Source organism: Aquipluma nitroreducens (genome assembly GCF_009689585.1).
Lineage (GTDB): Bacteria > Bacteroidota > Bacteroidia > Bacteroidales > Prolixibacteraceae > Aquipluma > Aquipluma nitroreducens.
The window spans coordinates 1,756,391-1,782,193 of the sequence record NZ_AP018694.1 but is presented as its reverse complement, the minus strand read 5'-3'; the positions used below and the strand labels follow the sequence as shown (position 1 = coordinate 1,782,193).

23 protein-coding genes are annotated in these 25,803 nt (G+C 40.0%); 17 read left to right on the top strand and 6 right to left on the bottom strand.

Annotated features, from left to right (window positions below):
* The first annotated feature begins 4 nt into the window (after window positions 1–4).
* Genes AQPE_RS07440 through AQPE_RS07430 form a run of 3 tightly spaced genes read left to right on the top strand, consistent with a single transcriptional unit; the run spans window position 5 to window position 4,741 of the window.
* A complete protein-coding gene (locus tag AQPE_RS07440; RefSeq protein ID WP_318350429.1) occupies window positions 5–1,426 on the top strand; it encodes a glycosyltransferase family 2 protein in 1,422 nt (473 codons plus the stop codon).
* Window positions 1,427–1,453: 27 nt separating this feature from the next.
* Entirely contained in the window at window positions 1,454–2,716 is a 1,263-nt protein-coding gene (locus AQPE_RS07435) for a YaiO family outer membrane beta-barrel protein (RefSeq protein WP_318350428.1), read from the top strand.
* Window positions 2,717–2,728: 12 nt separating this feature from the next.
* Window positions 2,729–4,741, top strand: coding sequence for an LTA synthase family protein (locus AQPE_RS07430; protein ID WP_318350427.1), 2,013 nt, complete (start codon window positions 2,729–2,731; stop codon window positions 4,739–4,741).
* 79 nt (window positions 4,742–4,820) lie between these two features.
* Here the strand turns inward: AQPE_RS07430 and kdsB are convergent, their stop codons facing one another.
* Complete coding sequence (gene kdsB / locus AQPE_RS07425) at window positions 4,821–5,564, bottom strand: 3-deoxy-manno-octulosonate cytidylyltransferase (protein ID WP_318350426.1); 744 nt, start codon at window positions 5,562–5,564, stop codon at window positions 4,821–4,823.
* A gap of 243 nt (window positions 5,565–5,807) precedes the next feature.
* On the opposite strand from kdsB, the gene AQPE_RS07420 reads away from it, so the two are divergent.
* The 10 genes from AQPE_RS07420 (at window position 5,808) to AQPE_RS07375 (ending at window position 17,377) form a co-directional block, all read left to right on the top strand.
* Window positions 5,808–7,043, top strand: coding sequence for a sigma-54 interaction domain-containing protein (locus AQPE_RS07420; RefSeq protein ID WP_404801014.1), 1,236 nt, complete (start codon window positions 5,808–5,810; stop codon window positions 7,041–7,043).
* 2 nt (window positions 7,044–7,045) lie between these two features.
* The gene (lptE, locus tag AQPE_RS07415) at window positions 7,046–7,570 is read left to right on the top strand and encodes an LptE family protein (protein WP_318350424.1); all 525 of its coding nucleotides are present in this window, start codon (window positions 7,046–7,048) and stop codon (window positions 7,568–7,570) included.
* Between the two features lie 3 nt (window positions 7,571–7,573).
* On the top strand, window positions 7,574–8,242 hold the full coding sequence (locus tag AQPE_RS07410) for a hypothetical protein (RefSeq protein WP_318350423.1): 669 nt from the start codon (window positions 7,574–7,576) through the stop codon (window positions 8,240–8,242).
* A 10-nt stretch (window positions 8,243–8,252) separates the two neighbouring features.
* Window positions 8,253–8,636 carry a preprotein translocase subunit SecG gene (secG, locus tag AQPE_RS07405; protein WP_318350422.1) on the top strand — a complete coding sequence of 128 codons (384 nt, stop codon included), beginning with the start codon at window positions 8,253–8,255 and terminating at the stop codon, window positions 8,634–8,636.
* A 115-nt stretch (window positions 8,637–8,751) separates the two neighbouring features.
* Window positions 8,752–10,209 (top strand): alpha-L-fucosidase, encoded by a 1,458-nt coding sequence (locus AQPE_RS07400; protein ID WP_318350421.1) that lies wholly within the window; start codon window positions 8,752–8,754, stop codon window positions 10,207–10,209.
* Between the two features lie 445 nt (window positions 10,210–10,654).
* On the top strand, window positions 10,655–10,936 hold the full coding sequence (locus AQPE_RS07395) for a co-chaperone GroES (RefSeq protein WP_318350420.1): 282 nt from the start codon (window positions 10,655–10,657) through the stop codon (window positions 10,934–10,936).
* A 31-nt stretch (window positions 10,937–10,967) separates the two neighbouring features.
* Complete coding sequence (groL, locus tag AQPE_RS07390) at window positions 10,968–12,608, top strand: chaperonin GroEL (RefSeq protein WP_318350419.1); 1,641 nt, start codon at window positions 10,968–10,970, stop codon at window positions 12,606–12,608.
* A 190-nt stretch (window positions 12,609–12,798) separates the two neighbouring features.
* Window positions 12,799–15,423 (top strand): bifunctional lysylphosphatidylglycerol flippase/synthetase MprF, encoded by a 2,625-nt coding sequence (mprF, locus tag AQPE_RS07385; protein WP_318350418.1) that lies wholly within the window; start codon window positions 12,799–12,801, stop codon window positions 15,421–15,423.
* Window positions 15,424–15,427: 4 nt separating this feature from the next.
* Window positions 15,428–16,879, top strand: a complete 1,452-nt coding sequence (locus tag AQPE_RS07380; RefSeq protein WP_318350417.1) for an AcvB/VirJ family lysyl-phosphatidylglycerol hydrolase — start codon at window positions 15,428–15,430, stop codon at window positions 16,877–16,879.
* Window positions 16,880–16,975: 96 nt separating this feature from the next.
* The gene (locus tag AQPE_RS07375) at window positions 16,976–17,377 is read left to right on the top strand and encodes a hypothetical protein (RefSeq protein WP_318350416.1); all 402 of its coding nucleotides are present in this window, start codon (window positions 16,976–16,978) and stop codon (window positions 17,375–17,377) included.
* Window positions 17,378–17,429: 52 nt separating this feature from the next.
* Here the strand turns inward: AQPE_RS07375 and AQPE_RS07370 are convergent, their stop codons facing one another.
* Window positions 17,430–18,518, bottom strand: coding sequence for an IS4 family transposase (locus AQPE_RS07370; RefSeq protein ID WP_318347135.1), 1,089 nt, complete (start codon window positions 18,516–18,518; stop codon window positions 17,430–17,432).
* 152 nt (window positions 18,519–18,670) lie between these two features.
* Between AQPE_RS07370 and AQPE_RS07365 the strand changes: the two genes are divergently transcribed.
* Entirely contained in the window at window positions 18,671–20,545 is a 1,875-nt protein-coding gene (locus AQPE_RS07365; RefSeq protein ID WP_318350415.1) for a mechanosensitive ion channel family protein, read from the top strand.
* Window positions 20,546–20,626: 81 nt separating this feature from the next.
* Here the strand turns inward: AQPE_RS07365 and AQPE_RS07360 are convergent, their stop codons facing one another.
* The 4 genes from AQPE_RS07360 to AQPE_RS07345 form a co-directional block, all read right to left on the bottom strand.
* A complete protein-coding gene (locus tag AQPE_RS07360; RefSeq protein WP_318350414.1) occupies window positions 20,627–21,037 on the bottom strand; it encodes a DUF1801 domain-containing protein in 411 nt (136 codons plus the stop codon).
* A 92-nt stretch (window positions 21,038–21,129) separates the two neighbouring features.
* Window positions 21,130–21,600 (bottom strand): hypothetical protein, encoded by a 471-nt coding sequence (locus AQPE_RS07355; RefSeq protein WP_318350413.1) that lies wholly within the window; start codon window positions 21,598–21,600, stop codon window positions 21,130–21,132.
* A gap of 97 nt (window positions 21,601–21,697) precedes the next feature.
* Window positions 21,698–22,384 carry a response regulator transcription factor gene (locus AQPE_RS07350; RefSeq protein WP_318350412.1) on the bottom strand — a complete coding sequence of 229 codons (687 nt, stop codon included), beginning with the start codon at window positions 22,382–22,384 and terminating at the stop codon, window positions 21,698–21,700.
* A gap of 17 nt (window positions 22,385–22,401) precedes the next feature.
* On the bottom strand, window positions 22,402–23,694 hold the full coding sequence (locus AQPE_RS07345) for a sensor histidine kinase (RefSeq protein WP_318350411.1): 1,293 nt from the start codon (window positions 23,692–23,694) through the stop codon (window positions 22,402–22,404).
* Between the two features lie 197 nt (window positions 23,695–23,891).
* Between AQPE_RS07345 and AQPE_RS07340 the strand changes: the two genes are divergently transcribed.
* From AQPE_RS07340 to hydF, 3 genes are all read left to right on the top strand, one after another.
* On the top strand, window positions 23,892–24,098 hold the full coding sequence (locus AQPE_RS07340; protein WP_318350410.1) for a hypothetical protein: 207 nt from the start codon (window positions 23,892–23,894) through the stop codon (window positions 24,096–24,098).
* A 154-nt stretch (window positions 24,099–24,252) separates the two neighbouring features.
* A complete protein-coding gene (locus AQPE_RS07335; protein WP_318350409.1) occupies window positions 24,253–24,453 on the top strand; it encodes a hypothetical protein in 201 nt (66 codons plus the stop codon).
* A gap of 119 nt (window positions 24,454–24,572) precedes the next feature.
* Window positions 24,573–25,796 (top strand): [FeFe] hydrogenase H-cluster maturation GTPase HydF, encoded by a 1,224-nt coding sequence (hydF, locus tag AQPE_RS07330; RefSeq protein WP_318350408.1) that lies wholly within the window; start codon window positions 24,573–24,575, stop codon window positions 25,794–25,796.
* Window positions 25,797–25,803: the final 7 nt, after the last annotated feature.

Below are 25,803 nucleotides of genomic sequence, written 5' to 3'. Positions count from 1 at the left end.
TCAAATGTATAAAGAATTCATATCAGGTATATTCGAGAATTTCTTTTTAATCTATGCAATCTGCATATTTAGTTTGTATTTATGGCTTGCCATAGTTTCGGCCAGAGAACTGATTCGGAATCATTTTGCTGTGCTAAATACAAATTATGACGCTATCATCTCGTCGCCTTTTGCGCCAATGATTACAGTTATAGCTCCGGCATATAACGAATCGCTTACCATTGTTGAAAATATTAAAGCCCTGCTGGCACTTTACTATCCAAATTTTGAAATTGTGGTCGTAAATGATGGAAGTAAGGACAATACCCTTGAAAAAGCCATCGAAGCTTTTGATCTCGAAAAGGTTACTTATGTATTTGACTATAAAATACCTTGTCAGGAGATTCGTGGTATCTATAAATCGCGAAAAAGAGCATTCAATAACCTTACTATTGTTGATAAATTTAACGGTGGAAAAGCCGATGCCCTCAATTCAGGAATCAATATTGCGAAAGGAGATTATTTTATCTCGATTGACGTTGATTCGATAATTGATCCATACGCGCTTCAGAAAATGATTAAGCCATTTTTGGAAGAACCTTATCGTAGGGTAATTGCAACCGGAGGTGTTATTGGAATTGCCAATTCATGCAAAATTGTTGATGGACAGCTTATCGAGATTGATGTCCCCAGTAACTTATGGGCGCGTTTTCAGGTTATTGAATATACCCGGGCGTTCCTGATGGGAAGATTGGCATGGAGCCGGTTGGATGGACTTCTGCTAATCTCGGGTGCACTTGGGCTTTTCGATAAAGAAGTTGCAATTGGTTGTGGTGGCTATTACACTAAAACGGTTGGCGAAGACATGGAATTGGTGGTGAGGATGAGAAAATACATGTCGCAGCAAAATATCAAATACAAAGTCGCGTATGTTCCTGATCCATTGTGCTGGACAGAAGTTCCGGTTACCTTAAAGGTTTTGGGAAACCAGAGAAATCGATGGACTCGAGGAACGATCGACACCCTTTTCATTCACTGGAACATTTTCCTTAATCGCAAATATGGATTTATGGGAATGGTTTCTCACCCTTTTTGGGTATTTTTTGAGTGGTTGGCTCCAATAGTCGAATTGCTTGGAATTATTTATTTCTTGGTTATTGCTTTTCTTGGCAATCCTAACTGGCCATTCTTTTATGTCATGCTGTTCTTTGTTTACACTTTTTCCATCACTTTTTCGACCTATGCAATTTTATACGATCTTCTGGCATACAATAGGTATAAGAAAAAGCGCATGATTATTAAACTTCTTCTGACGGCATGGATTGAACCGATCATCTTTCATCCACTGGTTGTTTACTGGGCTTTGCGTGGAAATTTCGACTTCTTTATCCGGAAGAAGAAAACTTGGGGAAATATGACACGTGTTGGTTTTGACGATAAGAAATAGTGAAAGGTATTCAGAAAAAATAATGATATGATCCGATTAAGAACAGATATAAAGCACAAAACTTCAGTAAAGCCATTTTTAGCATTGGTTATTTTGGTATTGAATGGCTTATTTCTCAATGTTTCAGCTCAGTCGTACGATGAAGCAAGAAATTTGGCTTTTAATGGAGACAGGGCTAAGGCTCGCCAGCTTTGCAGAGCAATTCTGGCAAAGGGATTTGATTCGGATGTGGCTTTGCTTCTTGGACGAACCTACGCCTGGGATGGGAAATACGATTCGACCAGGATTGTGCTGAACGAAGTGCTTAGTCGCAACCCCAACAATATGGACGCGTTGGATGCTTTTGTCGATGTGGAGTATTGGTCTGAAAATTATGATAAGGCAATTGAGTACTGCGATCTGGCCTTGAAAAAGGCTCCATATTCAGAAGATTTCTTGCTAAAAAAAGCCCGAATACTTCATAGTAATGATAAATATAAAGAAGCCGTTGCCACGCTGGAGGATTTTATTCAGAAATATCCGGGTCAGGCTGAAGTGTTGAAAAAATTACAGGAATACCGACCTGATGTAATGAAAAACAAATTGAAAATTTCGTATACCCTCGATATTTTCGATAAGGATTTTAACCGCGACCCCTGGCAGTTGACGGCGTTCTCCTATGGCCGCAAAACCAAATTAGGATCTGTTATTGCCCGGGTAAATATGGCTCAAAGGTTTGGTGACACTGGGTTTCAATACGAACTGGATGCCTACCCCAAAATCAGTGAAAACAATTATCTGTATCTGAATTATGGATTTTCTAGAAGTTCGGTTTTCCCTGAAAATCGGTTTGGAGTTGAATTGTATCATAATTTTCCAAAATCATTCGAAGGATCAATCGGCATGAGGCAACTGTATTTTAGCAGTTCTAATGTATCAATCTTTACAGCTACACTCGGGAAATATGTCAGTAATTATTGGATTTCTTTGCGCTCGTATGTAACTCCGGGCTCTGATGGGACTTCCGTTTCAGGACAATTGCAAGCCAGACGCTACTTTTCAGATCCGGAGAATTATATTGGATTACGCCTTGGCTATGGCGTTTCTCCTGATGACAATCAAAATTTGGTGGATGTCAATGCAAAATCCAGATTAACCTTAAAAACGCGTTCGATTCGTATGGAATATAACCATATCATTAGTCGTATCTGGATTCTGAATGGAGGCGCTACCTGGGGAAATGAAGAACTAATTCCGGGAACCTATTCAGGGTATTACTCTTTCGATATCAGCATCGCTCGATTATTTTAACACATTTTTAGGATGAATTACAGAGAATCAATACAGCTTATCGTTCGTTCATTAAGACGATTTCTTAGCCTGAGTTTTATTTTGGCGTCTATGATTCTGATTGTTCGTTTTTACGAATTCGTAATTACTTCTAATTTCTCTAATTATCCGGAGGGCAGTTACCTGAGTCTAATTTCAGGGTTAAAATTCGACCTGATTTTATATTTGCGTGTTTCCGCAATTTTAATGCTTCCCTTCCTGCTGTTGGCCTATTTCAGTCAGAAAGCAGCCCGAATCTTTTTCATTACCATTAGCATCTTGCTGATTCTTGGGGACATGCTTTTAATGCAGTATTTCGCAACAGCCAGGGTACCACTTGGTGCCGACTTATTAGGTTACTCTCTTCAGGAAATACAACATACTGTTGCTACTTCAGGTGGAATGAATCTTTTGCCGTCTATAATGATTGTCCTTTTCCTGATAATTATGATTCGAGTTTTTCGCAATCATGTTTATTTCAGATTAAAACCATGGTTAATTTGGTTATTAGCTGCTGTAATGATCATTTCTTTGCTTCCGTTCAAACAACTTGAGACCGATTCATCCAAATACGACGATGAATTCAGCATGTTTGTCGCCTCCAATAAGCTCAACTTTTTTTTCGAAAGTATGCTTGGCCATTACCTCAATCAAGGATCATTAAACAATAAAATATTCACGTTTACACCGGTTACTGCTTCTTCTGAAGGAAATCCATTTACGTATATCAACCCGGATTTTCCATTTCTTCATCAGGAAACTACTCCTGATGTTCTCGGAAAGTATTTTAATCTGGGAGAAACACCTCCAAATATTGTGCTTGTAATTGTTGAGAGCCTTGGGCGTGCCTATAGTGGCGAAAATGCTTATTTGGGAAGTTTTACTCCTTTTCTCGATTCGTTGATGCAAAAAAGTTTGTATTGGGAGAATTGCCTGAGTACATCCGGGCGAACTTTTCAGGTATTGCCGTCAACTCTTGCTTCGCTACCTTTTGGCGATCATGGGTTTTCCGAGTTAGGCGAAAATATGCCTGATCATCTCAGCTTGATTAGTCTGCTAAAAAAACAGGCTGGTTATACTAGTTCATTTACTTATGGAGGTGAAGCTGAATTTGATAACATGGAATCTTTTCTTCGCCGTCAAGGAACCGACCAGATTATCGACAGCCGCAAATTTGGCGCCGATTACACAAAACTTCCTTCAGGGAGCAGTGGATTCTCATGGGGATATGGCGATCGTGAGATTTTCCGTAGAAATATTGAGTATGTCACCTCAAATCCCGATGCAAAAAGACTTGATGTTGTGTTGACTCTGGCCATGCACTCTCCCTTTGTTGTAACTAATCAGGACTATTACAACCAGAAATTTAACGATCGCCTGAATTCACTGAAGCTGACAGATAAAACAAAAGCATTTGATCATCAATACGATGCTCAGTTCGCATCCATCCTCTACTTCGATGACTCGTTCCGGTCTTTCATGAAAGAATACAGTAAATTAGTCTCATTTCAGAACACGATTTTCATTATCACAGGCGATCACCGCATGCCTGAAATACCGATCAGCACTCAAATCGACCGCTTCCACGTGCCGTTGGTAATTTATTCTCCGATGCTGAAAAAGGCTGAAAAATTTTCGTCAGTCGTTACTCATTTCGACATTGCGCCATCATTAATTGCGATGCTCAATGCTGCGAAATACATCAAACGCCCAACGGTCGCCGCATGGATTGGTCATGGTCTGGATAACTCAGTTGACTTCCGAAGTTTGCAGACTTATCCGTTGATGCGGAATAAAAATGAAATCCTGGATATGATGAGTACCGATCAATTCCTATCGAACCAAACTGTTTATCGGATTGCGCCTGATTTGAACCTTGAACCACTTGGAAACAGCAACCACCAAAAGCAGATGAAAGATGAGCTGGATAACTTCCTCAGGAAAAACAATTACGCTTGCAAAAATAATAAACTCGTACCCGATTCTTTAAAGAAATACAATCCTTGATCAGTACATTGGAGTCTTGAATGTTGGATGGTCGTGTTCATACAGTATTCGGGATTCAGTCTTATTTTTCCTGAAAGCTTTACGACATCAAAAATTTACGAGCTTCTTCCAAATCTTCAGGAGTATCGATGCCGATATTTTCGAACGAAGTTTGTGCCGTTTTGATCCTGTACCCATTTTCAAGCCAGCGCAATTGTTCAAGCGATTCGGCTTTTTCTAGAATGCCAAGCGGCAGTTGAGTCAGCTCAAGTAAAATATCGAACCGATAAGCGTACATCCCGATATGACTGTAAAAAGTATTCCGATTTATCCATTCGTCAGGCTTGCTGTCGCGTACAAAAGGGATGGGCGAACGGCTAAAATACATGGCTTCAGTGTTCTTGTTAATCACCACTTTGGGGCGGTTAATGTTGGTGATTTCGGCAGCGTTTGAAATGGGTTTTATTAATGTTGAAATTTCAGCCAAAGGTGAATCGAAGCAAGCCTTAAGCCCTTCAATTTGTTCAGGTCGGATAAAAGGTTCGTCGCCCTGAATGTTGATTACCACATCGAATTTTAGCGACTCTGCTATTTTTTGAGCAGCTTCGGCGCAGCGGTCGGTTCCGCTTTGGTGATTCGGTGACGTATAAACTGCTTTTCCGCCGAAAGCTTCAACAGCCTGATAAATTCGTTCGTCATCGGTTGCTACATAAACATTTTCCAATGCTGCTTTTGCATTTTCGTACACCCATTGAATGATGGGTTTACTACCCAAATAAGCCAATGGTTTCCCCGGAAATCGGGTTGATTGAAAGCGGGCGGGGATAATTCCTATAAAGTTCATGTGATTATAATTTGTTTTTTAATGGCCACATGGAATTCGCATGAGTTTCTTGTCTCCTCAAACCGTGTTTCTACAGTCATGCTCATTTCATGTGATGATTACATTTGATGAATTCAGGTTAAAAAGCTAAAACATGTTAAAACAGGCATAGCTTAAGGCATTGAAATCAAAGTTAATTTAATTTTGAACGGCATTTAAATGTTAAAATAGTAATTTTGCAAAGCTAAAAAACATATTGTCCTCATAATGGATATTCAGGAAATAAAACAACGATTCGGAATTATTGGAAGTTCGCCTGCTTTGCTGCATGTGATTGAGATTGCGGTTCAGGTTGCACCAACCGACCTTTCTGTCTTGATTACAGGCGAGAGCGGTACCGGGAAAGAATCCTTCCCACAGATTATTCATCAGTTTTCGACACGGAAGCATGGAAAGTACATTGCCGTAAACTGCGGAGCTATTCCTGAAGGAACCATTGATTCGGAGCTTTTCGGGCACGAAAAGGGTTCGTTTACAGGTGCAATGGCCGACCGGAAAGGATACTTTGAAGAAGCCGATGGCGGAACCATTTTCCTCGACGAAATTGGTGAATTGCCACTTTCCACACAGGTGAGGTTACTGCGCGTACTCGAAGCCGGTGAGTTTATGAAAGTGGGATCATCGAAAGTGATGAAAACCAATGTCAGGGTTGTTGGTGCCACCAATGTGAACATTCTCGATGCCATTGAAAAAGGAAGGTTCCGTGAAGATTTATATTACCGGTTGAATACGGTTCCAATCAGGGTTTTGCCACTGCGCGACCGTACTGAAGATATTCACCTGCTTTTCCGGAAGTTTGCCTCCGATTTTGCTGATAAATATCGCATGCCAGCAATCCGTTTGGATAATGAAGCGGTGGGAGTGTTGCTAAGTTACCGGTGGCCAGGCAATGTGCGCCAATTGAAAAATATTACCGAGCAAATTTCGATCATCGAAAAGGAGCGTATCATCGACGGAAAAACATTAATGCGCTACATCCCGGTAAGCAGCGAAAATAAGCTTCCGGCTTTGTACCACAGCGTTGATGAAAAGACGTTTTCATCGGAACGCGAAATCTTGTACCAGATTTTGTTCGACATGAAAAAGGATATGAACGACTTGAAAAAGCTTGTTCATGATATTATTCAGAATGAAGCTAATATTGCTGATGTTCGCGACGATAATGCTCAGCTGATCAGGAAGCTTTATCAAACAGAAAATGGCAATTATGTTCCGGATCAACCCGTTACGGCAAGGGCAAATGGCAAGCCGGTAGCTCACGAAAATATTTTTGACACTGAAGAATTTGTTGAAGAATCATTGTCGCTCGAAGATAAGGAAGTTGAGATGATTCAGAAGGCGCTCGAAAAACACAAAGGAAAACGAAAATATGCAGCTCGCGAACTTGGTATTTCGGAGCGAACGCTTTACCGGAAAATTAAAGAATACGACATCGATTAATTATGAAACGAAGTACCCTACAAATATTACTTTCAGTTGTTTTCGTTGCCCTGGTTTTTACAGCGTGCAAAGTTTCATACTCTTTTACCGGGGCGTCTATTGCCCCCAATGTTAAAACATTCTCAGTTTATTATTTCCCGAACCGTGCAAAATTGGTTAATCCCAACCTGAGCCAACTTCTGACTCAAGGCCCGGATGGATTGGAGAATAAGCTGATTAAGCAAACTTCGCTCAACCAGATTAAGGAGAACGGTGATCTTGAATTTTCAGGCCAGATTACAGAGTACGATGTGAAACCGATGAATATTTCAACGGGTGACCTTGCTACTCAAAACAGGCTCACCATTAGTATCAAGGCGAAATACACCAACAACAAAGATCATGAGCAGGATTGGGAAAAGACATTCACAGAATATGAAGATTTTGATAGTAACAGGTCGCTTAGTGATGCTGAAGATGCGCTTGTTACCGAAATCATCAAAAAACTGGCCGACGATATTTTTAATGCTTCAGTAGCAAACTGGTAACCTATGACAGCCGATCAGATCTATCAATTCATACAGCATCCTGACCAGTTGAATCAGGAAACTCTTCCGCTATTGAAAGAGCTGACCGAGCAGTATCCTGCATTTGAATCTGGTTGGATATTGTACCTGAAAAATCTAAAAATTCTGAAAGATTCGTCGTTCGAACAGGAATTGATTAATGGTGCTATCCGGATTCATGATCGCCGGAATTTGTATTTGTTCCTGAATCAAAAAAACGACGAACCAATGCCTGAACAATCAGAATTGGATCAGTCAGTACCTTCGGAAGATTCTGATGTTCTCAATCTCATTTTCCCGACCGAATACAATCTTGAAACAACCGATAAAACGGAAGAGACAACGGGCGAAACAGCAAGGTCGATTCAGCATAAACCTGATAAAAAGCAAACATTGATCGAAAAATTTCTTGAAGCTCAGCCTAAAATGCCACAGGTAAAAGTTCAGGAATCAGAATCGCCAATGATTAGTGAGAAGCAAAAAGAGTTGGAAAATGATGATTTTGTAACCGAAACTCTGGCGACCATTTATGCGCAGCAAGGATATTACAAAAAAGCGATCCAGATATTTGAGAAATTAAGTTTGAAATATCCGGAAAAAAGTACTTACTTTGCCGCTCAGATCGAAAAAATCAAAACTTTAATGAACAATTAATTCCATTAATATGTACACACTGATCACAGTTTTATTATTCATCGTTTGTATTTTACTGATTCTTATTGTGTTGGTTCAGAACTCAAAAGGTGGTGGTTTGGCAAGTAACTTTCAATCTTCCAATCAAATCATGGGAGTTCGCAAGACAACCGATTTCCTGGAAAAAGCAACCTGGGTTTTAGCAGGAGCTTTATTGGTTCTATCCATTGGAGGTACTGCCTTTATTCCAAGAGATGCCAGAAAGGGTGCAGAGTCAGCAATTAAAGATCAGATCGAAAATGCCGTTGATCCAAATCAGGTACCAACTTTTCCAGCTCCTGCTGATACTAAAGCAACTCCTGACGCATCTACTCCAGCTCCGGCTACTACACCGGCCTCTGACGCTAAGAAATAAGGAAATTTATTCAGATTTAATTCTGAACGCGCTATAACAGAAAGTCTTCAATGCAAAATCATTGAAGACTTTTTTTTATTTTTACCTGACCTCCTAACATCAAAACTAAACTATTATGAATCTGACGTTTCGATTATTAAGCCTGATTTTGTTGTGTAATCTGTTCATTTTCTCTGGCTGCAAGAAGTCGGTTCCTCCACCAGTACCCGTATTACCTGTACCTACTGATCGCCAATTGGCCTGGCACGAGATGGAACAATACGCTTTTGTGCATTTTACCACCAACACCTTCACCGATAAAGAATGGGGATATGGCGATGAGAAAGAGTCGGTTTTTAATCCGACAGCCATGGATGTGACGCAATGGACCAAAACCATTAAGGCCGCCGGGTTAAAAGGTTTGGTTCTGACATGTAAGCACCACGATGGCTTTTGCTTATGGCCCAGTAAATACACAGAACACTCGGTCAAAAATAGTCCATACAAAAATGGTAAAGGCGACGTGGTTGACGAAGTTGAAAAAGCCTGTCGTGTTGACGGCTTGAAATTCGGAGTTTATCTTTCTCCCTGGGATCGAAATCGTGCTGACTATGGTTCTCCTTCGTATGTTGAATATTACCGCAACCAATTAAAAGAGCTTTTTGATGCTCACAAACCTGTTTTCGAAATGTGGTTCGATGGCGCCAATGGTGGCGACGGATTTTACGGTGGCGCTAATGAAAAACGAAAAATTGATGGGAAAACCTATTACGATTGGCCAACCACATTAAAAATGGTGCGTGAGATGGAACCCAATGTGATTTTCTTTAGCGATGCAGGCCCGGATATTCGCTGGTGCGGAAACGAACGAGGATCGGTTCAGGAAACCAATTGGAACACCATTACTCCTGATACACTTTATGCAGGGAAAAGTGGCATTGAGAATTTGTTAAATACGGGAAGTGAAAACGGCACAAGCTGGATTCCGGCGGAGGTGGATGTTTCGATTCGCCCGGGATGGTTTTACCATGCCAAAGAAGACTCACTGGTTAAAACCCCTGAACAATTGTTCGATATTTACCTGAGTTCGGTAGGCCGCGGAGCTAACCTGATTCTGAATATTCCTCCGGATCGTCGTGGATTGATCAACGAAATTGATGTGGCAGCTCTTCAAGGCTGGAAAAAATTAATCGATGGATATTTTAAAACCAACCTGGCATTAAACAAGCTCGCTACAGCGTCAAGTTTTCGTGGAAATTCGGTCGATTACAATGCCTCGATGGTTACCGACGGAGATAAAGAAACGTATTGGGCAACCAACGATGACGAAAAAACTGGTAGTTTGGTAATCGATTTGGGCGCACCTAAATTAATTAGCTTTGTGATCCTTCAGGAATACATTAAGCTGGGACAACGTGTAAAAAACTTCTCGGTTGAAATTGCAAGAGATGGGAAATGGGTGTCAGTAGCCAAAGGTACAACCATCGGCTACAAAAGAATTTTGCGTATTTTCCCAACTGAAGCACAAAATATTCGGATTGTAATTTCTGATTCAAAAGCCTGTCCGGTTATTTCAAACGTGGAAGTTTATTAAAAGAAGCTCCAAAGCCCCATCCCCAACCCTTCCCCGAAAGGGAAGGGGGCTGGTCTTGAGAATTCAGATCGTCATCGCAATTAAGAGTTCTATGAAAACCAGTGATCAATATGCTGGGTCTTCAGCACCAGAGGTGCAAAATATTTGTAGAAAGAGAAAAGAATGAGGTTAACCGTCCGCGGGAGAGCGTTTTCAAGGCATAAAGCTTTGTTCGGACGGAATGGAGACGGACTGACAGTCTGACACGGCAGATGACAGTCGTGTTTAAAGATAAAACCGTTTTAAATTCAGGCTGTTATAGATTTTATCACGGTTTGGTTTAATTGTCAGGTGCAAAAATGTCCCATTCAGGAGATGATTTTCGACACGAATCGATTTGGCACAATATCTGAATGGTTCGGGTATCAAAAAAATAAAATTTATAACCAATTAAAATAATTCGAAAATGGCAGATTTAAAAGGAAAAATCCTGGCTGGTAAAATTTTGGTTCAGCCCAAGGAAGCAGAAAAGAAAACAACTAGCGGAATCGTAATTCCTGATTCAGCAAAAGAAAAACCACAGGTTGGTGAAGTAGTTTTAGTTGGTGCTCCTAAAAAAGACGAACCAATGGAAATTAGTGTTGGCGATGTGGTTTTCTACGGAAAATATTCCGGAACCGAATTGAGCATTGATGGCGCTGACTATTTGCTGATGTCGCAAACTGACGTGTTATTTATTGCAGAATAATTGATTGACAACGATTTAAAAAGTATTTAAAATGGCAAAAGAAATTAAATTCAATATCGAAGCCCGCGACCTTCTGAAAAAAGGCGTTGACAAATTGGCTGATGCAGTAAAAGTAACCCTCGGACCAAAAGGCCGCAACGTGGTTATCGAAAAGAAATTTGGCGCTCCACAGATCACCAAAGACGGTGTATCTGTTGCTAAAGAAATTGAACTTTCTAACGCATACGAAAACATCGGTGCTCAGATGGTAAAAGAAGTGGCCAGCAAAACTGGTGACGATGCTGGTGACGGAACTACAACTGCCACAGTTCTTGCACAATCATTGATTTCAGTAGGTTTGAAAAACGTTGCTGCCGGCGCAAATCCAATGGATTTGAAACGTGGTATCGACAAAGCTGTTCTGAAAGTGGTTGAAAGCATTAAAGCTCAGTCTCAGAATGTTGGCGATGACTTCAGTAAAATTGAGCAGGTTGCCAAAATTGCTGCCAATAATGACAGCGCTATTGGATCGTTGATTGCTGAAGCAATGAAAAAAGTAAATAAAGAAGGTGTAATCACAGTTGAAGCTGCCAAAGGAACCGAAACTTATGTTGATTTGGTTGAAGGTATGCAATTCGATCGTGGTTACATTTCTCCATATTTCATTACTGATTCAGAAAAAATGGCGGCTGATTTAGATCATCCATATATTCTGATCTATGACAAAAAAATCAGTACGATTCAGGATATTCTGCCGGTTTTGGAACAAACAGCTAAAGCTGGTCGTCCGTTGATGATTATTGCTGAAGATGTTGACGGAACAGCACTTTCGGCTCTTGTTGTAAATAAACTTCAGGGTACAATTAAGGTTTGTGCTGTAAAAGCTCCAGGATTTGGCGACCGCAGAAAAGAAATGTTGGAAGACTTAGCTGTATTGACCGGTGGTGTAGTAATTACCGAAGAAAAAGGAATGAAATTGGAAGACGCAACTCTGGAAATGCTTGGAAGAGCCGATAAAATTACCATCGACAAAGAAAAGACATCTGTTGTTGCAGGCGAAGGCTCGGAAGATGCTATTAAAAGCAGAATTGGACAAATCAAAAAACAGATTGAAACAACTACGTCTGATTACGATAAAGAAAAACTTCAGGAACGTTTGGCTAAACTAGCTGGTGGTGTTGCTGTACTTTATATCGGCGCTGCTTCAGAAGTTGAAATGAAAGAGAAAAAAGACCGTGTTGACGATGCTTTGCATGCAACCCGTGCTGCTGTTGAAGAAGGAATTGTTCCTGGTGGTGGTGTTGCATACATCCGTAGCATTGCTGTTCTGGAAGGTTTAACTGGCGAAAACGAAGACGAAACCACTGGTATCGAAATCGTGAAACGCGCTATTCAGGAACCTTTACGCCAGATTGTTTTCAATGCTGGTAAAGAAGGCGCTGTTGTTGTACAGAAAGTTAGCGAAGGAAAAGCTGATTTTGGATACAATGCCCGCACTGATGTTTACGAAAACCTATACGAAGCTGGTGTGATCGATCCTGCTAAAGTAACCCGCATCGCGTTGGAAAATGCAGCTTCAATCGCTGGTATGTTCCTGACTACCGAATGTGTATTGGTTGAAGAAAAAGAAGACAAACCAGCTATGCCACCAATGGGCGGTGGAATGGGTGGCGGCATGGGCGGAATGATGTAATCGATCGCGCATACCCTTCAAATAAATAAATTTTAAAACCCTCTTTCGGTTCGCCGGAAGAGGGTTTTGCTTTTATGACTTTTGTTTGTTACTGCCATTAACTTTCGGTTAACACCAACGAAGGACAATTTTTGTTAATTTTGATAAACATCAAAACAAGGAATAATTTTCAGAATTATTATCCCCCGATATGAAAAGCGAATTATCAATCAGATATTTATCTACCCTTTTAAAAGAACATGCCAATCCGTTCTTGCGCGAGAACAAGAAGATCATACTTCAATTTATTTTTACCTTGTTTTTTGTTGCAATCGGAATCTGGTTTATTCAGCACGAGCGTTCCGAATTGTTTCAGGTGAAAGATGTGCTTCGTTCGGCGAATTGGGAATGGGTTTTTGTAGGTATTTCTTTAACAGTCGTTTATATTTTACTTCAGGGATTAATGTATGTGTTTGCCTTTGCTGCAACCCGCCATAAAGTGTCGCTTATCGATTCGACCATGTTGTTCATAAAACGAAATCTGATCAGCGTCTTTTTGCCTGCCGGGGGTGTTTCGTCGCTGGCATTTTTCACCGGCGCTATCGAGAAAAAGGGAATAAAAAATACGCAGATTCATTTTGCTTCTTCAATTTATGGCTTTATCGGAATACTTTCGGTGGTCATAGTTGCAATACCTGCTTTTTTGTATGCTGTTGTTGAGGGAACTATTGGCTCTGGAGAGTGGTATGCTTTAGCTGCGATTATCCTTCTGAAACTGGCATTGTTTTTTGCCTATCGTTCAATCCTTAAAAAGGGGGTTTTATACAATCTGTTGGTCAAGTTTGTGCCAACAACAGAGGTTTTTATGAACGATTTACAGAATAACCGGATTGATAAGAAAGCGTTTATCTACACGGTGTTGACGTCGGTAGTTATTGAATTCATTGGAATTGCACATCTGTATGTAGCTATGTTGGCGCTCAATTTTACTCCATCGCTGCTTGCGGCGGTGTTGGGCTACATTATTTCAGTCATTTTCCTGATTGTTTCGCCATTTTTACGTGGACTTGGCGCCATCGAAGTTTCGATGACTTATGTGCTTCTTCGGTTTGGTTTCGGAAATGTTGAGGCAATTGCCATTACATTCCTTTATCGTTTCTTCGAGTTCTGGTCGCCTTTGCTGGTGGGTATTCTGGCATTTTTATCGAAGGTAAATAAGCTTTTGATGCGCGTTTTTCCGGCATTTTTTCTTTTGGCTCTGGGTATTATCAACATCATTTCGGTGCTCACACCGGCCATTTCTGAAAGGTTGGATATTGTGAAAGAGTTTTTACCAGCTCAAGCCATTCATACGTCTAACTACCTCGTATTAACGGCCGGGTTATTGTTGCTGGTTACAGCCGCATTTTTACTGAAAGGATTACGAACAGCCTGGTGGTTTGCTATTGTATTAAGTTTAGTTTCGTTGGTTGGTCACCTAACTAAAGCTATTGATTTTGAAGAAGCCATCATCGCTTTTATGGCCATTGTCATTTTACTTGGAACCCGGAAAGAATACTACGTGAAAACAAATCCGAAGATGCGAAATGTGGGTCTGCAAACCTCGATTCTGACCGCTATAGCAACACTGATATACGGAATTGTTGGTTTTTACTTTCTCAACAAAAAGCATTTTAATATTGACTTTAGTGTTTGGCAATCAATTGGATATACGATCGAGAATTATTTCCTGATTAGCAGCGATACCCTTGTCCCAACTAGTGCTTTTGCACGGAAATTTTTACTTTCCATCAATATCAGTGGCGTTTTTTCCATTGGTTTTCTGATTTATACATTTGTCAGAACATACATCCCTCATGAAAATATTTCTGAAGAAGAGCGGGAAATGGCTAACAATCTTTTAAAAGCACATGGAAATTCGGCGCTCGATTATTTTAAGACTTCGGCTGATAAACTGATTTTCTTTTCTGAAAGCAATAAGGCATTTGTTTCGTACCGTATCTCCGGAAATTTTGCTGTAGTACTTGAAGATCCGGTTGCTGAAAGCAAGGAGGAGATGAAGACTTGTATCTTTGAATTTGATAGGTATTGCTACGAAAGCGGAATGAAAAGTATCTATTACCGGGTTCCGGAAGAAAGTCTGGAAATTTATAAGCAACTGCGCAAAAAAAATCTCTTTTTGGGGCAGGAGGGAGTGGTTGATTTAACCACATTTAAGCTTGAAGGTGGCACTAAAAAACCGATGCGCAATGCGATAAATAAAGTGATTGACCGTGGTTTTAAAGCCACCATTCACGAAGCTCCGGTGAAAGATGGCATTCTTCAGAAAATTAAATCGGTAAGCGATGAGTGGTTGAATGATATGGAGCGGACAGAAATTATCTTTTCGCAGGGCATGTTCGACTGGGATGAACTGAAACAGCAAACCATTATTACGGTTGAAAGTCCGGAGGAAAAAATTGTTGCTTTCCTGAACATTATACCCGACTATGCAAAAAATGAAGCGACCTACGATTTAATACGAAAAACAAAAGATGCGCCCAATGGAGTGATGGATTTCATCTTGGTTGAGCTTTTCAAATATCTGAAATCGAAACAAATAACCTTTGTCAATTTAGGATTTGCACCTATGAGCGGACTCAACGATCCGCATACATTTCCGGAGAAGTCGATGAAGTTTGCCTACGAAAAAATCAGGTCATTTTCGCATTATAAAGGATTGCGCGAATACAAAGAAAAATTCGATCCGGTGTGGCACAACAAATATCTGATCTACCAGCACGATTATGAATTACTTCAGGTACCAACTGTTTTGACCAATGTGATAAAACCATAGCAACATGAAACAGGCTTTTCTGATTGTCGCAGTACTTTTCTTTTTAGGTGAATATTCAGAAGCAAATTCTGTTGACACTTTATCGTTTGCAGCTTTTGGAAAGGTTGTCATTTATCATCCAACACATGTGCCTGATTCATTTGTGATTTTCATTTCAGGCGATGGCGGCTGGAATAAAGGGGCTATTGACATGACCAGCAACATTGTCGTGCAGGGTGCTATGGTTGCAGGAATCAATATCCTGACCTACCTGAAGAACATCAAAACTTCAAAATCAAGATGCTATTATCCGGCAGCCGATTTGGAAGAGATTAGCCTTACCATTCAGAAGAAATATAAATTTGGAAAGTACTTAAAGCCGATTTTGGTTGGCTACTCTTCAGGAGCAACTTTGGCTTATGGCGCTTTGGCACAAGCTCCGGCCAATACGTTCAAGGGCGCTATTTCGTTGGGCTTCTGTCCTGATATTGAAATTGACCGGCCACTTTGTCGGGGCAACGGCCTTAATTCGCATACAGTTAAAGAAGGGAAAACGTATATTCTTGACCCTTGTATGAATCTTACAGCTCCGTTCATTGCCATGAATGGAACCATCGATCAGGTTTGTAACTATTTCGAAACCAGGAAATATGTTGAGAATATGCCCATGGGCGAAGTAGTTAGTTTACCTAATGTTGGCCATGGATTTGCGGTTACCCGGAATTGGTTGCCACAATTTGTTTCGGCTTACAAAAAAGTGTTGACTGAACCTGAGTACATGCAGAAAAAATCGAATGAAAATGTTTTGCTGCAGGCACAGCGCGATTCGTTGTATAAGAGTGATTTGCCTTTAGCGGTTATCCCTTCGGCCGAGAAGAATGATTTGCCACTAGCCTTTTTTATATCGGGAGATGGCGGTTGGACGAGTTTTGATCAGGCTGTTTGTGAAAAGTTTGCTGAAAAGGGAATTCCTGTTGTTGGGCTCGATGCCCAGAAATATTTTTGGGACGAAAAGCAGCCTAGCCAGGTTGCTAACGCAATAACTCCTGCAATTCAGCATTATATGAGGCTCTGGAATAAGAAAACTTTTGTTCTGCTGGGGTACTCTTTTGGCGCATGTGTTGCTCCTTTCGTTGCCAGTAATTTTACTGACCCGGTAAAAGAAACATTGAAGGGGGTATATTGCTTCTCTCCTGATTTGACTGGCGATTTCGAAATACATCTCACTGATATGCTACATATGAAAACCAAAGATAAGTATGATGTGGTTAAGGAAATGAAGCAAATCAAAGCGATGAATCCGGTTTGTATCTTTGGGAATGATGAGGATGAAGAAAGACTGAAAGCTTTTTCGGGCAATGGAATCAGTATTGAAACACTTCCGGGCAATCATCATTACAACAACGATTATAATGCAATAACCACTATCATCCTGAAGGACTTTAAAAATAGCAATACATCCGCTCCTTTGAAATAATCAGGACAGGAACACGGTGTTTTTGTGTATCTTGGGATAGTTTTAAATTCAGTTCTTTCAAAAAAAAGCGAAATACTAATCCAAACATTTATTGTCATGAGAAAATTCCTGAAATTAAGCTTGCTGGTTATTTTAGTTGTTCTTGCTGTATTCATTTGGTGGCGGTATTATTTCGTTTTTGGCGAAGGTGTAAAAGCTGGAAACCTCAACTTCTTTGTCAAGAAGGGATTTGTATTTAAAACCTACGAAGGACGATTAATTCAGGATGGGTTTAAATCAACAACTCCAGGCGCAGTACAAAGCAATGAGTTCGAATTTAGCGTAACGAATGATAGTATTGCCTCTATTCTTGAACGAAACAGTGGTAAAGTTGTTGAACTCAGATATAAAGAATACCTTCATAGCTTACCATGGCGTGGCATGAGTACTTATGTGGTAACCGAAGTGTTGAAAACCGAAGAGAGGACAGCAGGGAAGGATTTGCTGCCATACCAATAGGTGTTAAAATACGATTTGTTCATCTCTTGCATTTTTAAAATGACAGCCGGAACTAAGTACATGACAAAAATTTAAAAATATCGATATCATCTTGAAAGAAAGCGTTTAAAAGAACAGTTGCAATATATGTTAGACCATATTTGAATAGACTTTTAGTTTTGTTTCCATGTTTCTTGATCGGGATTGGTTTGATGTATCTGTGCAAATAATCACCGACAAGGTATGCCCATGTAAAAGCTACTATCACCAATGCAAACAGTTTTTCAATTCTTCCAATTTCAGTCAAGTGTGTATCTTCAATATTAAAGCCACTTGTTTTTAAAGCTCTAAAAGCAGTTTCAATCTGCCATCGTTCTTTGTAAATACAAAGTGCATCTTCTGGCTTGTTGAATGAGATAACAATCTGCAATTCAGGCTTTCCATCTTTGTTCTTTACTTTAGAGGCTGACAGATAACACAGTTGATCGTTCAGATAAATAATACGGTGGTTCACTCGGCAACCATTTAGCGGCAAATCGGCAAACAGCCAACTGGCTTTAACTCGTTTGCCATTGTGAGGTTGCAAAACCCAAAAGTTTTCGCGGATGCGGATATAGTAACGAATCCGGTTCTCATTCAGATACTTGATCCATCGTTCTCCAACAAACTCCCGATCTGCGGTCAAACAATCCAACGAAGCAGATCCAAAAAGACGGATAAACCGTTCAATCAATTCAATGCGTTCATTGGTGTTTGAATTACCAAACTTGGGCAACAACTTAAACAACAGCGGAAAAGCAACTCCATGATAAACAACTGCAATTACCAATACATTGATATTCTGCTGTCCAAACTTCCAATTTGTCCTATCCATTGCCAGACGGAAAGGTGGTTCATGAGGTAATAGTCTGAATATTAATTTGGCGATCAAATCTGTATCAAGTAGATATTCAGACATAAACCGCTGTATTCTCCTCAGAGAGGAACTGGTACTGGCATTACTGTCAAAAGCTGTAGCCAACTTCTCAAAACCAACTGTTTGCACCTTACATAGTGCACTGATCATGAAAACAAAGAACTTTACTCGTGCCAGATTCCAACCTGATTGCTTATGGAAAATGGAAACTAATTCACTACTTTTAGCATCTACCCTGGGTGTCATATTTCTTACTAAGTGATGTGGTAATCCCTTGTAAGATAATGATATTCAGGGTTTTATGCAAATATTTTAATACTTATTTTGTTGATAATCAATTGTTTATGTTTTTGTCATGTACTAAGCAGCCGGAAATAAATTTTAAACCTGGAATCGCTATGAATAAGCTTTACATTACATTCTTTCAATGCGTAGTTTTTCTGGCACTCAGCCTGAATTTAAGTGCTAAGAATGAGGTTTTTGTAAAGAATAACGATTCTGTAAATACAGCTATCCTTCAGAGCTTCAGTAAAAAATTGAATCAATTCGAACAGCAACGAATTGCCGACTCGATCAGTAAAGTCAAGCTGGAAGAGCGATTGACTTTGTTAAAGACGAATGACCGATTCGAGAAAGAAGTCCTTCAGAATCAACTTCAGGAACTAAAAGAGAAAGAAAAGAACCGGCTTGCACAAAAAAAAGCGCAAATAGATTCGCTTAGGCATACCGCAAAAGGATTTCCGGTGATTGGTTTTTTTAACGATACGCTAATTCTCATATACGGGAGGTTAGGAAGTTTTTCGGCTAAAGAAAGGGCAGACGCAATAAGTAAACGGATAAATGAACTGGCTTCCAATTTTGGGTTCAAGCCTGACTCAATCCGACTGGAAGAATCTGATGTAAGTACCGATATTGTGCTTGAGGATAAGATTATTATGAGTATTTCGGAGAGTGATGCTCTTTGGAATAATTCAACAAGGGTCGAGCTGGCAGAGCAGTACCGAAATGTTATTGTTTCTGCGTTGTTGAAATATAAATCGGAGATTAGTTTGGTGATGCTTGGAAAGGAAATCGCCCTTGCGCTTTTAGTGCTGCTAATTATCGGATTAATTATATTTTATGTTGGGAAACTATTTAAATGGACTGCAAAAAAAATAGGAGAGCAGGAGGGACGCCTGATAAAAGGTATAAAAATTCAGAACTATACCTTGTTCGATTCCAAAGCTCAGGTTGAGGTTGTGTTAAGGCTCAATAGCATCCTGAAATGGATCATCATTTTGTTAGTAATTTATATTGCTCTTCCAATTTTGTTCGGAATTTTTCCGTGGACCAAAAATTTTGCTGAAACATTGTTCGGATACATCCTTAATCCGGTAAAGCAAATTGTTTCGGGATTGTGGGACTATCTACCCAATTTAATTACCATACTGGTTATTATTGGTGCATTCAGGTATGCTTTAAAAGGCCTGTATTTTTTGAAATCGGAGATTGAAAAGGGTGATTTAAAAATCACTGGTTTTTATCCCGACTGGGCAAATCCGACTTATCAGATTATCAAAGTTTTGGTTTTTGCCTTTATGGTTGTGGTTATTTTTCCGTATTTGCCGGGCAGTAATTCTGCAATTTTTCAGGGAGTCTCGGTTTTTCTTGGTTTCCTTTTTACGTTTAGTTCTGCCGGATCGCTTTCGAATATTATTGCCGGATTGGTGCTTACCTACATGCGATTATTTAGCATAGGCGACCGGGTAAAAATTGGAGATATATCCGGTGATGTTATTGAAAAGTCGTTGTTGGTTACCCGAATCAGGACAATTAAGAATGAAATTATCTCGATCCCGAACTCAACCGTGATGAATAGCCATACAATTAATTACAGCAGTGATGCTCCGGAAAAAGGACTGATAATACACACAACCGTTACCATTGGATACGATGTGCCATGGCGGGATATGCACCAGGTTTTAATTGACGCAGCACTGAAAACAAATTATATACTTCAGGAACCAATACCTTTCGTGCTACAAATCAGCCTCGACGATTTTTACGTCTCGTATCAGATTAACGCCTATACCCGTGAAGCAAACAAACAAGCCTTTATCTACTCAATCCTGCATCAGAATATTCAGGATTTGTGCAACGAAAGAGGTATCGAAATCATGTCGCCTCATTATCGCTCGGCACGCGATGGAAATACAACCACTATCCCTTCAGATTATTTGCCTGAAGACTATAAAGTCCCCGGATTTAAAGTTGAAATGAAGAAGGAAGACTAATGTGGTGTTAAAGAGCTTTTGACGGATCGTAATTCTGAAATTAGCATACCTGTTTTGGGCAAATATTTAAATATGAAACAGTCATTTTCGGTTGGGCTTAAATTTCTTATCAACAGCAACCGCCTCTTTTAAGAGCTTTACGATCGCCAATTCATCAATTTCGTCGACTGAATGGAAAATCTTATAATACACTTGTTTATTGGTTCCATGAATTAGATAGTTGTCCAGATCGGCTAATTTATATCCCTGGCAAAACCCGAATAAAACACCTTCGCGAATACCTCCCCAGGGAACAGATCCTGGCCAAATCAGGCAGATCCGCCTATTCCCGTAGTAGTACGGTACGTTATAAGCTAGTTTTTCTTTGCAGGTTGAAGGCAAATTTTCCAGAATTATCTGCCTGAGTACATCTACAATAATACGTTCGTCGTCCGGTAGATATTCCCAGAATTCGACAAATGACTGAAATTTTAAACCTTTCTGAAAATCCATCTTTTCAAGTTGATGTTTACTTCTAATTTCTGGAAAAAGAAAGTGGTGCGATAGATTTACCGCACCACTTTCAACAAATTAAATCTATCCGTTTAGAAAATGTATCGAATCGAAATAGCACCACCGTCGCCATAAAAACCGGAAGAACCTCCCAGATCGATCATCGGTTTCCAGTCGATTCCAATGTTAAAAGGGATTTCTTTGAAATTGTATTCCAAACCCAGGATTCCATCGACTCCGATTACCGTATAATTTCTGTCATTGTTGTAATCGCGGTAATGATCGCCATCCCAGAAACCAATGTGAGCGCCAACCCCATAATACCAGTTTAACCGATCGACACCAAAGGCTTGATTATGTATTTCGTATAAGCCGGTAACACGGAAACCATGCCATTGAGAGTCAAAAATACCTTCAACTGCCTTATTTCCACCTAAAAAATGCTTAATGGTTAATCCAGTTCCCCAGCCTCCCCGAAGGCCAATACCAGTATTGTAATCCTGCGCATAAGAATTAAGCCCCAAAAACAGGGTTACGAGTAAAATAGGCAATAATTTTTTCATGGTACAAAAATTTAAATGTTATAGTTTTTAATGAGTAAACAGCTAAACTAAATTTTGGTTCGATGATTTAATACAGTTAAATTGAAATTTTCCCTGCTTAGTCTTGCAAAATAAATCCGACCTTCGGTATGTTTTCGATTGTAATTGAGGGGTCAGGACTAAAATACTTGCGTAGTTTTGAGATGAAAACATCGAGGCTTCTTCCGGCAAAATAATCGTTTTCGCCCCAAATGGCAGTTAGAATCTGCTCACGGCGAATCACATTGTTTTTATTCAGGCATAAAAATTTGAGGATAGTACTTTCGCGCTCTGTCAGCCGTCGTTTTTGCCCGTCAATTTCAAGCGACTGATTTTGAAAATCGAATTGGAATCGGCCAATCTGGAACGTATTTTCACTTGTGCCTTTTGATAAATGACTACGATTTAAAATGGCCGTAATCTTATAAAACAGCTCATCCTCGTCAAACGGTTTAGTGATATAATCATCAACGCCAATTTCATAGCCTTTCATTTTGTCTTCTTTAAGCGAACGGGCAGTCAGAAAGATAATCGGAATCTGGGGATTCAGAATCTTCATTTTTTTTGCCAAAGTAAATCCATCCATTTTTGGAAGCATCACATCCAGAATGCAAAAGTCGAAATGGCCATTCTGAAAACCGGTGAATGCGGTTAGTCCATCGCGATAAAGTTTGACGGCAAATCCTTTTAATTCCAAAAATTCAACCAACAGAAATCCAAGGTTCAAATCATCTTCGACCAACAGAATATTTACAATCCGACTCATGATATGTTCTTTTTGATTCAGTTTTGCTTAATAACGGGCAGAACAATAATAAAATTACTTCCTTTTTGATTTTCGCTTTGCACTTTTATGGAACCCTGATGTGCCTTAATAACAGTCTTCACATAATAGAGCCCAATCCCAAACCCTTTGGTGGTATGCATATCGCCAGTCGAAATTCGGTAATACTTTTCAAAAATACGTTTAAACTCGCGGGGTGGAATCCCGATTCCATTGTCAGTTACTGTGATTTCAATTTTCTGATCCAAATTTTTAGTCTCAATCCGGATGATAGGTTTTTCAACAGAATATTTAAGACTATTCGATAGCAGGTTAATGAAAACGTCATTCAAATGAAGGGAATCGGCCAAAACTACCGATGCGGGTGCCTGAAAATTACACTTGACTTCAGCCTCATTTTGGTTTAACTGAAAAGTCATGGCTTGAATGGCGTCATCGATAATTAAATGAATGTCAACAGGAGCCTTGTTGTAGTCGAAGCCACTGTTCTCAACTGCGGCTAATTGCAAAAGCCGGTCGACCTGTCCTTGCAATTTCTTATTTTCTTCTTTTATAGCAGTAACTAAATTTACTGTTGTTTGGTCTCCTGATTTTTGACTTCGATTTAAAATCATATTTCCGGCCAGAGAAATAGACGAAATGGGGGTCATAAATTCGTGCGTGAGGTTACCGATCATGTCTTTTACCTGTTGGGCAAAGGTTCGCTCTTTCCGGTAATAAGCCAAAATCATGAAGAGCGATGCTATGGTGAAGAGAATTAATAAGATTGAAGTTGCAAACATGATGCCTATCCGCCTTGCAATAAAAGCTCTTCTTCCGGGGAAACGAATGGCCAGATCGATACTTGCATTTGGATCGGGCGAATTGAACGACTGATGAAACAATTCTCCGTTTTTTACCTTCGATGTTGGTTTTACCGACAATGTATCTTCTCCGTTGATCAGGAGAAAATGAAAATCGAGGTTAATGTGGTAGAGCTCAAGCTCTTTCTGAACGGTTGAATCGAGACGACTGATAATATTCTGGGTAAATACTTCTTGCGAGTTAATCAAACTGTCTTTTTCAATACTATTCTGTATGGCAGTGTTCAATTCTTCGTCTTTAGCCATATTCAATACGGTTTGCTGTAAAGCCATGTTTACCCCTTTAGCAAAAATAGCCTCCTGCATTTTAATCGATTCCATCAGCCAGTCTACCTGAATTACAAGCAGTCCAACCATAGATGCACTAGCTAAAATAGTTAAAATCAATCTTTGCGATCTCTTGCTCAAACGAAGTTTGTGCGGTCTCATCTTTTTGGTTTTTAATACATTGTAGGATTTCAAAAACACTATTGATCCTAAGTTTACTTTTCGGTCAAGTAAAGATATTTAATAAAAGCGATGTTCGGTGAAGTTTTAACAAGGCATTAACATGTCGGTAACCTTCGTTAGGTTTTTCCCACTGTACATTTGAATCGTAAAACAACAGCAGTTGAAACGTAACAACAATGAAAATAATTTTAATGGTATTCGCATTGGCTTTTATAATGTCTCTTGCAGGTAATGCCTCAAATGTTTCCTCGGTAATAAATGGTCAGACAGAAAGCGTATCAGTATCGCAAATGAACTCTTCGTCTTCAACTGAATCGGGTAAATCTAAAAAAGGCAGTCATAAGCATCATAAAAGAACCTCCGGATCAAAGAAAACAAAGTAACAATATAGGTATCTCGAAGATTTAGAAGAATCAATTATAAAAAAAGTAATCATTCAGCATCAGTAAAGAAACGATTGACAAAACTTGATTTCCCTCAATAATCATTTCTGAATCGGATGTCTGATAAAAAAACAACAATTTAAAAATTAAAATCATGAAAAAGTTAGCATTAATTTCGGTTTGTGTTTTAGGTTTAGCATTCGCAGGTAGCGCTATGGTAACAGATCCAGTAAAAAAGGAAGCTCCAAAAAAAGAAACTGTTGCTCCTGCAAAGAAAGCTACTAAGAAAGATGCAGTTGCTCCAGTTGGTAAAAAAATTGAGAAAAAAGAAGCTGCTACTCCTGCAAAGAAATAGCATAAGTTTGTTGCTGCTTAAAATGCTCCATATGTTTTATGGGGCATTTTTTATTTACGGCAATCTGTAATTTTAAACTTCGGAATGGTTAATTTTGTTGATCTAACAGTGGTTATACCATGAAAGCATCCAAATCATTCCGTCTTCATATCGGTATTTTTGGTCGGCGAAATGCCGGCAAATCGTCTATACTTAATGCGCTAACCAGTCAGGAAGTTTCAATCGTTTCTGAAATTGCCGGAACAACAACCGATCCCGTTGAAAAGCCCATGGAGTTGCTACCGTTAGGGCCCGTTCTTTTTATCGATACCGCCGGAATTGATGATCGAGGTGATTTGGGCGAAAAACGTATCCAGAAAACCATGCAGGTTTTCGATCGAACTGAACTTGGGTTAATCATTTCAAAGACCGATGAATGGGGCGATTTCGAGGAGACGATCCTGAAAGAACTGAAGGATCGTGCAATCCCGGTGATCGTGGTTTTCAACAAATCAGATTTGGTCCAAGCCGGAAATTGTTTGCAAAGAAGCTTTTCAGGAGAAAACATTCCGGTCGTTGAAACTTCGGCAACTAACGGAACCGGGATTTTAGATTTACGGCAAGCCATTCTGAATCATGCTCCTGACGATTTTATTAATCGCCCCGGAATTGTGGCCGACCTGGTTGGTCCGGGCGAAGCTGCTATTTTGGTGGTTCCCATTGATAAGGAAGCGCCGAAAGGACGACTTATCCTGCCTCAGGTACAAACCATCCGCGACTTGCTCGACAACGATTCGTTTTGCATGGTCGTGAAAGAACGCGAACTCCGCGAAGCTTTCAACCGACTGAATAAACCTCCGAAACTGGTTGTAACCGACAGTCAGGCCTTCCTGAAAGTGGCCGCCGACACTCCTCCCGAAATTCCGCTTACCAGCTTTTCCATCTTGTTTGCACGTTATCAGGGCGACCTTCCGGAGATGGTGAAAGGCGCCATGGCGATTGACAAACTAAAAACCGGAGACAAAATTTTGATTGCCGAAGCCTGTTCGCATCACCCGATTGGTGAAGACATTGGCACCGTAAAAATTCCACGCTGGCTCACCCAGTATGTGGGCGGAAAGTTGGAATTTGTGCATCACCGTGGACACGACTTTCCCGAAAATTTGTCAGAATTTAAACTGGTAATTCATTGTGGGGCTTGCATGTGGAACCGCCGCGAAATGCTTTCGCGTATGATGAAAGCCCGAATGGCTGGCGTTCCATTGACTAACTACGGATTAACAATTGCATACTCGTTGGGCATTTTTGAGCGGGCTTTACAGCCATTTCCGGCAGCGTTGGGTGTTTACCAAACTACCAAATAGCTAATCC

Bases quoted from the DNA above. Each gene is read 5' to 3' on its own strand.
- groL (WP_318350419.1), top strand. From the start codon at position 10,968: ATGGCAAAAGAAATTAAATTCAATATCGAAGCCCGCGACCTTCTGAAA.
- AQPE_RS07355 (WP_318350413.1), bottom strand. From the start codon at position 21,600: ATGAAAAAATTATTGCCTATTTTACTCGTAACCCTGTTTTTGGGGCTT.
- mprF (WP_318350418.1), top strand. From the start codon at position 12,799: ATGAAAAGCGAATTATCAATCAGATATTTATCTACCCTTTTAAAAGAA.
- AQPE_RS07335 (WP_318350409.1), top strand. From the start codon at position 24,253: ATGAAAAAGTTAGCATTAATTTCGGTTTGTGTTTTAGGTTTAGCATTC.
- AQPE_RS07440 (WP_318350429.1), top strand. From the start codon at position 5: ATGTATAAAGAATTCATATCAGGTATATTCGAGAATTTCTTTTTAATC.
- AQPE_RS07400 (WP_318350421.1), top strand. From the start codon at position 8,752: ATGAATCTGACGTTTCGATTATTAAGCCTGATTTTGTTGTGTAATCTG.
- AQPE_RS07380 (WP_318350417.1), top strand. From the start codon at position 15,428: ATGAAACAGGCTTTTCTGATTGTCGCAGTACTTTTCTTTTTAGGTGAA.
- AQPE_RS07340 (WP_318350410.1), top strand. From the start codon at position 23,892: ATGAAAATAATTTTAATGGTATTCGCATTGGCTTTTATAATGTCTCTT.
- AQPE_RS07360 (WP_318350414.1), bottom strand. From the start codon at position 21,037: ATGGATTTTCAGAAAGGTTTAAAATTTCAGTCATTTGTCGAATTCTGG.
- AQPE_RS07370 (WP_318347135.1), bottom strand. From the start codon at position 18,518: ATGACACCCAGGGTAGATGCTAAAAGTAGTGAATTAGTTTCCATTTTC.
- lptE (WP_318350424.1), top strand. From the start codon at position 7,046: ATGAAACGAAGTACCCTACAAATATTACTTTCAGTTGTTTTCGTTGCC.
- AQPE_RS07410 (WP_318350423.1), top strand. From the start codon at position 7,574: ATGACAGCCGATCAGATCTATCAATTCATACAGCATCCTGACCAGTTG.
- AQPE_RS07395 (WP_318350420.1), top strand. From the start codon at position 10,655: ATGGCAGATTTAAAAGGAAAAATCCTGGCTGGTAAAATTTTGGTTCAG.
- AQPE_RS07430 (WP_318350427.1), top strand. From the start codon at position 2,729: ATGAATTACAGAGAATCAATACAGCTTATCGTTCGTTCATTAAGACGA.
- secG (WP_318350422.1), top strand. From the start codon at position 8,253: ATGTACACACTGATCACAGTTTTATTATTCATCGTTTGTATTTTACTG.
- AQPE_RS07365 (WP_318350415.1), top strand. From the start codon at position 18,671: ATGAATAAGCTTTACATTACATTCTTTCAATGCGTAGTTTTTCTGGCA.
- AQPE_RS07350 (WP_318350412.1), bottom strand. From the start codon at position 22,384: ATGAGTCGGATTGTAAATATTCTGTTGGTCGAAGATGATTTGAACCTT.
- AQPE_RS07375 (WP_318350416.1), top strand. From the start codon at position 16,976: ATGAGAAAATTCCTGAAATTAAGCTTGCTGGTTATTTTAGTTGTTCTT.
- AQPE_RS07435 (WP_318350428.1), top strand. From the start codon at position 1,454: ATGATCCGATTAAGAACAGATATAAAGCACAAAACTTCAGTAAAGCCA.
- hydF (WP_318350408.1), top strand. From the start codon at position 24,573: ATGAAAGCATCCAAATCATTCCGTCTTCATATCGGTATTTTTGGTCGG.
- AQPE_RS07345 (WP_318350411.1), bottom strand. From the start codon at position 23,694: ATGAGACCGCACAAACTTCGTTTGAGCAAGAGATCGCAAAGATTGATT.
- kdsB (WP_318350426.1), bottom strand. From the start codon at position 5,564: ATGAACTTTATAGGAATTATCCCCGCCCGCTTTCAATCAACCCGATTT.